Source organism: Nocardia sp. NPDC055053 (genome assembly GCF_053608285.1).
The window spans coordinates 1-10,083 of sequence record NZ_JBSGVD010000074.1 but is presented as its reverse complement, the minus strand read 5'-3'; the positions used below and the strand labels follow the sequence as shown (position 1 = coordinate 10,083).

Here is a 10,083-nt window from a genome sequence, read left to right as displayed (position 1 = left end):
GGGCCGCGGCGCTGGGGGGTTCGGGCCCGACCCCCCTAGCCGGGGCGGGTGCGCTGGCGACGAAGGAGAAAGACCGGGTCAGTTATCGGCGAGACAGGAGGGGCCGCGACTCGAGCGCGCCAGCGCTCCAAAAAACACAGCTCCGCATACCGTCCTGGGACAGCCGGACATCAAGTCCCAGCGATCACAAACCAGAAGGCCACTATCACTCGATGCGGCGGCGATGCGCCCAGCGGGTCAGGGCATTGCGATTCGACTGCTGGGTCTTACGAAGCACGTTGGACGCGTGGGTTTCCACCGTCTTCACCGAGATGAACAGGGTTTCGGCGATCTCGCGGTAGGTGTAGCCGCGGGCCAGCAGGCGCAGGACCTCGAGTTCGCGCGGGGTGAGCGAGTCCAGTTCGGGGTCGAGCGGCGGTTCGGGGACCGGGGAGCGGCCGGTGAACGAGTCGAGGACGAAACCGGCCAGGCGGGGGCTGAAGACGGCGTCACCGCCCGCGACGCGGCGGATGCCGTCGGCCAGTTCGGCGCCGGAGATGGTCTTGGTGACATACCCGCGCGCGCCCGCCCTGATCACCGCGATCACATCCTCGGCGGCATCGGACACGCTCAGCGCCAGGCACACCGGGCCCTCGGCGATCCCGGTCAGCACCGCGACACCGCCACCGTCGGGCATGTGCACATCCAGCAGCACCACATCCGGGCGCGCGGCATCGATCCCGGCGACCGCCTCGGCCACCGCACCCGCCTCGCCGACGATCTCCATGTCGGTCTCGCGGCTCAGCTCGGCGCGCACCCCCGACCGGAACACCGCGTGATCGTCGACCAGAAACACCCGAACACTCACTGACAGCTCTCCTCATCCCACCCGTGCGATCGACTCGCTCATCGGTACCACAGTTCTCGCGCGGGTTCGCGCGTCGCCACCGCGCTCAGCGCTGCCCTGGCGCGTTGTCGTGCGCTCCTCGGCGGGCGGGCCGCGGGTCCGGTCCGCCGACGCCCTGGCCGGTCGGCTCGGTGCGCTCGGCGCCCTGGCCGGTCGGGTCGGTGCGCTCGGCGCCCTGGCCGGTCGGGTCGGTGCGCTCGGCGGTCGGGTCGGTGCGCTCGGCAGGTGCGGCCTCCTCGAACATGACCTCGTCGATGCTGCCGGAGTCGGTGCGCGGCATGACGATCCGCACTTCGGTGCCGCGGCCGATCGTGGAGTCGATCTCGGCGGTGCCGCCGCGGCGTTCGATCCTGGCGCGGATGGACTTCGCGAGTCCGCGACGGTCGTCGGCCACCTTCGAGACGTCGAAACCGGCGCCGCGGTCGCGGACGAAGATGCTCACCTGATGCGCCTCGGCCTCGGCGAACAGGTCGATCTCGGGGACGCCCGCGTGCTTGGCCGCGTTGACCATCGCCTCCCGGCTCGCGCCGAGCAGGGCGGTGAAGTGTTCCTTGGGCAGGCCAGCGCCGGTCTCACCGGGATCCATCGCGACATCGCCGACCGTCACCGGCGTGACCTTCACCCCGTGCTGGTCCTCCACCTCACCCGCGATGGTGCGCAGTGCCGCGGCCAGGCTGGACTGGGCGGGGGCGGTGTCGTCGAACAGCCATTTGCGCAGTTCGCGTTCCTGGCTGCGGGCCAGGCGCAGGACTTCCTGCGGGTCCTCGGCCTGCCGCTGGATCAGGGCGAGGGTCTGCAGCACCGAATCGTGCAGGTGCGAGGCGATCTCCTCGCGTTCCTCGTTGCGGATGCGGGCGCCGCGCTCGGCATTGAGCGCGCGGACCATACGCAGCCACAGCGGGACTGTCAGCAGGCCGGCGCCGATCAGCGTGACCGCGACCGCGATCAGCGCCGAGCCGAGCGAACTCAGATCGATCCTGGCCAGCACGACCACGCCGAGGCCGACCACGATCAGCGTCGCCCCGGCCACGATCCGCGACCAGGTGACCACCGACGGTCGCGCGGGCAGCCCGAACAGCGCGCGCGGACCCGGCGCGGCGACGTCGTACTCGCGCCAGACCAGCGCGGCGCCGACCGCGATCACGACGATCGGGGCGATCACCCTCGCCGCGGTGCCCTGGAACAGCCACCCCACCGTCGCCGTGAGACCGAGGCCGAGCAGGGCAAGCCCGATCGCCTGCCTGCGCTCGTCGCCGGTGGGTTTCGCCGCGTCGGCGCCTGCCGGGGTGAAGATCCACAGCAGCCCGTAGGCCACCAGACCCGCGCCGACCAGCGCGGACAGCAGCACGAACGCTATCCGCACCTTGAAAACATCGACGCCGAGATGATCGGCCAGACCACCCGCGACCCCACCGACCACCCGGCCACCGGTCCGGCGGACCAGACGCGGGGTCTCCGGCAGCGGTGCACCGACCGGCTCCGGACCCGGCGTGGGCAACATCCCCGGCCGGTAGCCGCGCGGGACGCCGTAACCCATCGGCGCAGCGGCACCCGGATACGGCCCGTACGCCTGGGCGCCCCGGTACGGGGGCTGCGGAAGAGACGGCGGCGGCGTCCCGTAGACGGCACGGCCACTGCCGACCGCGCGCGCTACAAACCACTGCGGACCCTTCGGCCGGTGCCCACCGCGCGGATCCGCCGCCGCACCGGGCCCACCCGCACCGCCGTATGGCGCGACATTGCCGAGCGGCCGGTTGCCACCGTTCGGTGCGAGCTGACCGTTGGGCATGACGCCCTGGTTGCGCAGGAAATATCCGTTCGGCGTTGCGGTCCCGCCGGGCGGGGCATACCCGTTGGACGGGGCGACCGAGCCGCTCCCGTTCGACGAGCCAAGGCCGTTGGCGGGGTGTGGAGCGGCGTTCCCCGCGGTGGCGCCGGACCCCGGTGAGGTGGCGGGCCCCTGGGCGGGAACAGTCGGATCCATCCTTCGATACTGGCACGCTCGCCCTCGCCCCGGCATCGGGAATGTCCCTGATCTTGGCGTTTCGCAACCCCGATGAACTCCTCGCTCGGCCGGCCGCGAGCCATCGCGCCCACGCGGAACTGACCCGAAACGGCCCCGACCTGGGCCTCGAGGTGTCCGGTCCGGACGGAAAGCCCGCTCCACCAGGGCATTCGCCGCCCTCACCGATCGGCGGCCGGGCGCGCCGGGTCGCCGGACCGGATAACCGGTCACAGCGCTCTCACCTGCGATTCTCAGCTCCTCGACAAGGTGACCATCAGCTCGCGCCAAGGGCGAGTTCCTACGTTGATGTCGAGCCGGAATTCACGGCCTCACTTCAGGGGAGGAAACAGTGAACATCACCACCACCATGCTGGGCGCCACCGCGGTCGCGCTGACCACCGTCGGGATCACCCCCGTCGCGTCGGCGACACCGATGGCCCCGCATGAGACGACCTATCACGGGCCCGCCGGCTTCGAGCTGACCCTCGGCCACACCGATCAGTCCTACCGGCAGGTGCCCGCGCTCAACGCGATGCCGACCAACCGCGAGGTGTTCCTCGACAACACCGCATACGTCACCGCGCCGGCCGGGGCGACCGGAACACTCGAGTCCGGCTACCTCGTCGCCTGCGCGGTGGACGTGACACTGTCGGTCGGGCTGGACGGCGGGATCTCGGTCGGCGCGGGGGCCACCGTCGGGTTCGGCTCGTCGGGGCCGGACGTGTCCGCCGATATCGGTCCGTCGATCTCGGCGGGGATGGACCTGACCCTGTCGCTGGCGCCCGGCGAGATCAAGAAGATCGATGTCGGGAGCATGCCGCTGAGCTCGGGCACCACCTACCTGGTGAACCGTGACTTCCATCTGATGGTCGGCAAGTGCGGCGGGCCGCTCAACATCTACTCCTGGGCGACGGTCACGGCGACCACACCGGAGGTGAGCGCGACCAACTCGGTCTTCGGGGACACCATGTTCCTCTGACGCCGATCGGGACCCGGCCTCGCGCCGGGTCCCGATCGACCAAATATCATTCCCCTCGGTCGTTTTCATCGAACGGGGGGTTCCTTGACCATCACCGAGCCGGAAAGCTCTTCGCCGCGAGCGATTTTCGCCCAGCGATTCGCCGAACTCTATGCGGCGGCAGGCAATCCGACCCTGCGCCGGGTCGCCACGGCTACCGAGCGGCGCATGCGAAATACCCAGGCGGGCACGCCGTCACCCCAGCGGATCAGCGACTGGAAGGCCGGTCGCAATGTGCCTGCCCGTTTCGAATCGCTGCTGCCGGTGGTGCTGACCCTGGTCGACCTGACCGCGAAGGCACAGCGTGAACTCCCCCGCAGACTCGCCGATCCGCACGAATGGCGTCGCCTCTGGCAGGCATCGGTGACCTGGACCGCGACAGCGGGCGAGGGCGACACCTGCCCCTACCCCGGCCTGCGCGCTTTCCGCGCCGAGGAACGCTCCCTGTTCTTCGGCCGGGAACGGGCCACCACCGAATTCGTCGAGCTGGTCCGCGCCACCACCGGCATCGTGGTGCTGATCGGCGCGTCGGGCGCGGGCAAGTCCTCGCTGCTGGCCGCGGGCCTGCGTCCCGCCCTCGACCTGCCCGCCGCCACCATGACCCCGGGCCCGACGCCGAGCACCGCCCTCGCCGCCGCACTCACCGACGACCACCGGGTCCTGATCGTCGACCAGTTCGAGGAACTGTTCACCCTCTGCCCCGACGAGGCCGAACGCTCGACCTTCCTCACCACCCTCGCCGATCTGACCACCCGTCCGCACGATCCACTCACCGTCGTCCTGGCACTACGCGCCGACTTCTACGAACGCTGCCTGCACCACTCCGTCCTGCGAGACAGCCTGCGGCACCACAACTATCTGCTCGGCCCGATGTCGCCCGACGAGTTGTCGCACGCGATCACCGGACCGACGTCGGCCGCCGGACTCACCCTCGAACAGGGCCTGGAAGAACTGGTGCTGACCGAACTGCGCGGGCTCGGCGGACACACCGACGCCGACGCCTACGATCCCGGCACGCTGCCGTTGCTGTCGCACGTGATGGCCGCGACCTGGCAGCAGCGCGAAGGTCGCAAACTCACCGTCGCCGGTTATCGCAAGGCGGGCGGGGTGGCGGGCTCGGTCGCCGAGACCGCCGAACTGGCCTGGAGCGAGCTCTCCCCAGCCCAGCAGGCCACCGCCCAGGAGATGCTGGGATCACTGGTCACCGTCGGGCAGGACACACGCGACACCCGGCGCATCGTCGACCGCACCGAATTGCTCACGCGCAGCAGCGATCCCGAAGCCGCCATGGAGTCGCTGGAAGTTCTGGCCGCCAGCCGCCTGATCGCGCTCGACGCGGGCTCGGTCCAGTTCTCCCACGAGATCGTGCTGGCCGCCTGGCCCCGGCTGCGCGGATGGATCGAGACCGATCGGGTCGGGCACCTGGTGCGGCAGCGGCTGGAGAGCGACGCCACCGAATGGGAAACCGCCGCACGCGATCCCGCGCTGCTCTATCGCGGTACGCGGCTCGACAGTGCCCGCGAACACACCCGCGGCATCGCGACCAGCCCACGCGCCCGCGCCTTTCTCGACGCCTCGGGACGGTCGGCCCAGCTGGGACGACGCTGGCGGGCAGGCGCCGCCGCCGTCGTGATCGCACTACTGGCCACCGGTGTGGTCGCCTGGGACCGCGGCAAGCTGGCCGACCAGCGCACAGCGGACCGCGACTACGCGGAACTGGTCGCCGCGGCGCAACGGACCCGAACCACCGATCCGTCGCTGTCGGCGCAGCTGTCGCTGGCCGCGTATCGGATGCGGCCCGACCTCTCGACCCGGACTCAGCTGCTGAACACCCAGGAGTTGCCGCTCGCGGTCACCGTGCCAGCCCATGAGCAACCGGTCGAATCGCTGGTCGCCCGGCCGTCGGACGGACTGCTCGTTTCCATCGATCTCGGCTACAAGGTCATGTTCTGGGACACCACCGTCCCGCAGCGGCCGGTGCGAATCGAGACCGATTTCGACGCACCTGTCGAAAGCTTGGCGTTTGTCGCCGGTGGTTCGAACGCGGTCACCAATGGGTCAGCGGGCGTTCAGTTCTGGGACTTCGCACATCCGGAGTCACCGCGGCTGCTGCACACGCTCACCACCAGCCGACGGGAGTCGATCGCGGTCAGTCCGAACGGGACCCAGCTCGCCGAATCGGATGCGTCGTCGGTGACGTTCTGGTCTCTCGCCGACCCGTCCGGCCCCGTGCGGTCGAGGAGCATAGATTTGCCCCGCGACGGATTCGAGCACGGGGGACCCGCCGTCGAATTCAGTCCCGACGGCACTCTGCTCGCAGTGGGCCGATCCGCGTACGACCCGGGGGCTCCCGATATCGTGCAGCTGTGGGACGTCCGCGACCCGGCGTCCGCACGTCTCGCCGGGACAATCCCCAACACCGGCCATCTCCGTGACTTCGAGTTCAGCTCGGACAGCGCGCTCTTGGCGATCGGCACCTTCGGATCGCCCGACTCCGCAGGCCCGCTATCGAGCCGCGTGGAGCTTTGGCAGGTCACCGATCCGGGCAATCCCCGCAGGTCCGGGTCCCCGTTTCGGGTCGACGACGGCGTTATGCATTCGATCGCCTTCGCCCCGAACAGCTCCGTGCTCGCCACGAGCGCCGCAGACGCGGGCAGATTGTGGAACATCACCGATCTCGTTCAGCCGGAGCAAGCCGCACCCGCGCTGTCGGTGAGCCCGGGCCACTGCTTGCGATCCATGTTCGCGTCCTGCGAGAACGGGCCGCGATCGCTGATCTTCCTTCCAGGCAGACCGATACTGGCCGGAGCTGGCAACGATGGAACGCTGCGCATCTGGTCGATCCCGCGATCGCTGGTCGCGACCGCCCAGCACTCCTCGTACCTGCCCGTTTTCGACCGAGCAGGCGACCGGATGGCTGTGCTGTCCAGCAATGGGGCCGTGACGGTCTGGGACACCGCCGAACCCCGCAACCCGGTCCGGCGAGCGACGATCCCCGGTTCGCACGGTCGTTCTCAACCCGCGCTGAGCCCCGACGGACGCACGCTGTCGATCCACGACCGCTACGGCGCACAGCGGCTCGTCTTCGACCTCGACGATCCCGGCAACCCGCGCCCCCTGCGCCCGTGGCCCGCCATCGGCACTATGCCGTCGACAGTCGAGGGCAATCGGATGCTGGTGGGCGACGGTTCCTCGATCCAGATGTGGGACATCACCGACCGGACAACGCCGGTCCGCCTGGGATCACCGATCACCACGACGTTCGGAGAGATCTTCTTGGGCCGATTCCACGCCGACGGCGACAAGCTCGAGACCGTATCCTTCGATCCGGACGCCAACCGACGGCCGTACATGCGCGAGATCTGGAGCATCAGCGACCCCGACAATCCGAGTGTGATCGGCGAGATCGGCAACAACGCCTCGGCCATCTTCCAGCCCTCGCTTTTCCTACCCGACAATCGGACCATGATCGTGACGGAATTCGACAACCTCCGGCTGTGGGACATCGAAGGCCCCGAGACGATCGGACCGCTCGCCGACACACTCCGCACCGAAATGGCACCGATCGTCGCGCTGACCGCCTCGGTGGACTCCCACAGTCTCGCTATCTCGAGCGACGACGGAACGACCGCGCTCTGGTATCTCGACGACCCACGCGCGCCCCACAAGGGCGCCGGGCCGCTGGGGCCCGCCGACGGGCTCAACCGCCACGTGATCCTGCACCCCGCCGGCGAACAGCTCATGATCGTCACCGACAACGGCCAGCTCGGCGTCTGGGATCTGGACCCCGAGCTGGTCGCGGAACGGATCTGCGCGGCCACCGCTGACCTGCTCACCGAACCCGTCTGGCGACGCCAGGTGCCCAACGTCTCCTACCGCCCACCCTGCGCCTGACCGGGAACCCGGGCAAACCTCAGGGTTCACCCCGATGTGCGAAAGGGCTGGTCCGGCACACCATGGATGGCATGAGCAGAGCGAGCTTCGGTGACCAAATCCAGCAGATGTGGCACACGCGGCCCGTCCGGCTGCCTCGGCAGGGGCCGATCGCCGGTGTCGCCGCTGGGTTCGGGCTGCGGTACGGCGTCGATCCGGTGCTGCTGCGGGTGGCGTTCGTCGTGTCGACCATTTTCGGTGGCGCGGGCATCGTGCTGTACCTGCTGGCGTGGCTGATCCTGAGTTCGGCGGGGAACGAGGTGTCGGCGGCCGAGGCGCTGACCGAGCACGCGCGCGGCACGCATTCACAGACCAAGACGATCGTGCTGATCGTGGCGCTGGCGATCGCGGTGTCGACCATGGGTCCGATGGGGCTCGGGCTCGGCGGGTCCGGGGTGGTCAGCATGGGCCTGATGCTCGCGGGCTGGTGGATGCTCTACATCCGGCATCCCGAACTGCCGACCGGGTTCGACACCGTCCGCGCCGGGTCGCTGGGCACGGGGAGCTATCCCGCCGCCGCCGGTTATCCGACCGGTGTGCCGGTCCGCGGCTACCCGTACATCCCTGATGTGCCGCCGACCGGGATGTACACGCCCTACACCAAGCTGCCCGACGCCTACGTCCCCGATCCGGCGACGACCGTGTTCCCCCGCGAGGAAAACCGCATGGAAACAGCGGAATCCACCCCGCTGCTCCGGGTCGACGCGGCCGAGACGGTCATCCTGCACAAGGACGCCGTCGCATCGGCGGGTGCCCCGGTCACCGAGGAGCCCACATCGGCCGATTCCGTCGCCGCGGACCAGCCGACGGCGATCCTGCCGGAGTCACCGGTCGAATCAGCTTCTGCCACCCCGGAAAACGCGGCCACCCCCGCGGCGGAATCCACACCGATGCGGGCCGTCGCGCCGAGCGACACCGATCTCGTCCGCCCGGTGGATGATTCGAGTGAATCCGGCTCGGCCATCGACCTCGGCAAGCGCGACGCCGAATCATCCGAGCTCGTCGCCGCACCGGCCGAAGACGAGCCGACGCCGCCCACCGGACCCGAGGGCGGCACCGAGGTCCTGCGCAAAACCCTCCCCCAGCCCGCACCGGGATTGCCCCGCATCGGCGCGCAGGTCCCCGCCGGTGTCGACCCGCTCGCCATCGCACCCCTCGCCTGGGAACTCCCCGAGATGGCGCCCCGCTACGTCGTGGCGCCACCACCGCCGCCGAAACGCCCACGCTCCCGGCTCACCCCAATCACCATCGGTCTGGCGATCCTGGCGGCGGCAGTGGCCGGTGCGGCAGCGGCCTCGGGTGTCGAATGGATGACGCCCGCGCGGATCGCGGCCGTCGCCCTGGCTGTCGTCGGCCTCGGACTCATCGCGGGCGCCTTCCTGCGGCGCGGATACGGACTGCTGGTGCTCACCGCACCGCTGGCCGGGTTCGTACTGCTTGCCTCGCTGATCGGCCCGATCGACTTCGAGCACAACGGCGCCGTCGGCGACCGTGTCTGGGCGCCGACCTCGGTGTCGGAGCTGCAGCCCCGCTACGCCCTCGACATCGGTTCGGGCACGCTGGATCTGCGTGGCCTGAACCTCACCGAGTCCCGCAGCGTGGAGGTCGCGGTGAATATCGGTGACGCGAAAGTGCACCTGCCCGAAGGGATGACAGTGAACACGACATGTGACATCCGCGTGGCCGACTCGACCTGCGTGGAAGGACTGAGCGGGCCGGGCACCCCCGGCGCACCGGTCCTCGATATGCACATCAAGATGCACCTCGGCGATGTGGAGGTGACCCGTGGCTGATCAGACCAGCGTCGACACACAGCGTCGACCGGCGTTCTCTCTGCTCTGCACCGGCCTGATCGCGCTCGCCCTGAGCGTGTGGGCCCTGCTGGGCGCACCCACTCCCGAGAACGGCGGCATCCTGCCGATCGGCTGGGGCGTGGTGATCACGGCAATCGTCATCGGCCTGCTGCTGACCTTCTCCCCGCGTCGCAAACGACACTGACGAAAGACAACCTGACAACCCGAGACACGACAATGGCCCGTCACCGTGACGGGCCATTGTCGTTGGAGGACAAGGCAATGGACGAACGCACCGACCGCGCGCAGGAAACTCGCCCCTCGAATGGACTACCGCTGGGCCGAATCCTGCTGGCGTACCGGCACAAACCACCAAACGCCACCACCACGTTTTCGGCCGCCTCGCCGCCGAGGGGCGAGACGTAACGCCGCAGGCGCAGTATCGCCC

General features: G+C 69.6%; 7 protein-coding genes. 4 read left to right on the top strand and 3 right to left on the bottom strand.

The window, feature by feature from the left end; genetic code table 11:
• Nucleotides 1-205 precede the first annotated feature (205 nt).
• Both ACWF82_RS34070 and ACWF82_RS34065 read right to left on the bottom strand, forming a co-directional pair.
• Nucleotides 206-847, bottom strand: coding sequence for a response regulator (locus ACWF82_RS34070; RefSeq protein WP_452507680.1), 642 nt, complete (start codon nt 845-847; stop codon nt 206-208).
• 85 nt (nt 848-932) lie between these two features.
• Nucleotides 933-2,387 carry an ATP-binding protein gene (locus ACWF82_RS34065; protein WP_452507681.1) on the bottom strand — a complete coding sequence of 485 codons (1,455 nt, stop codon included), beginning with the start codon at nt 2,385-2,387 and terminating at the stop codon, nt 933-935.
• An 853-nt stretch (nt 2,388-3,240) separates the two neighbouring features.
• On the opposite strand from ACWF82_RS34065, the gene ACWF82_RS34060 reads away from it, so the two are divergent.
• From ACWF82_RS34060 to ACWF82_RS34045, 4 genes are all read left to right on the top strand, one after another.
• Nucleotides 3,241-3,870 (top strand): MspA family porin, encoded by a 630-nt coding sequence (locus ACWF82_RS34060; protein WP_452507679.1) that lies wholly within the window; start codon nt 3,241-3,243, stop codon nt 3,868-3,870.
• Between the two features lie 84 nt (nt 3,871-3,954).
• The gene (locus ACWF82_RS34055; RefSeq protein WP_452507678.1) at nt 3,955-7,803 is read left to right on the top strand and encodes an NACHT and WD repeat domain-containing protein; all 3,849 of its coding nucleotides are present in this window, start codon (nt 3,955-3,957) and stop codon (nt 7,801-7,803) included.
• Between the two features lie 71 nt (nt 7,804-7,874).
• Nucleotides 7,875-9,635, top strand: coding sequence for a PspC domain-containing protein (locus ACWF82_RS34050; RefSeq protein WP_452507677.1), 1,761 nt, complete (start codon nt 7,875-7,877; stop codon nt 9,633-9,635).
• The gene (locus ACWF82_RS34045; RefSeq protein WP_452507676.1) at nt 9,628-9,840 is read left to right on the top strand and encodes a hypothetical protein; all 213 of its coding nucleotides are present in this window, start codon (nt 9,628-9,630) and stop codon (nt 9,838-9,840) included. The genes ACWF82_RS34050 and ACWF82_RS34045 overlap by 8 nt, the downstream gene beginning before the upstream one ends.
• 40 nt (nt 9,841-9,880) lie before the next feature.
• Here ACWF82_RS34045 and ACWF82_RS34040 read toward each other — a convergent pair.
• A partial coding sequence (locus ACWF82_RS34040; protein ID WP_452507675.1) for a hypothetical protein occupies nt 9,881-10,083 on the bottom strand: 203 nt, incomplete at its 5' end.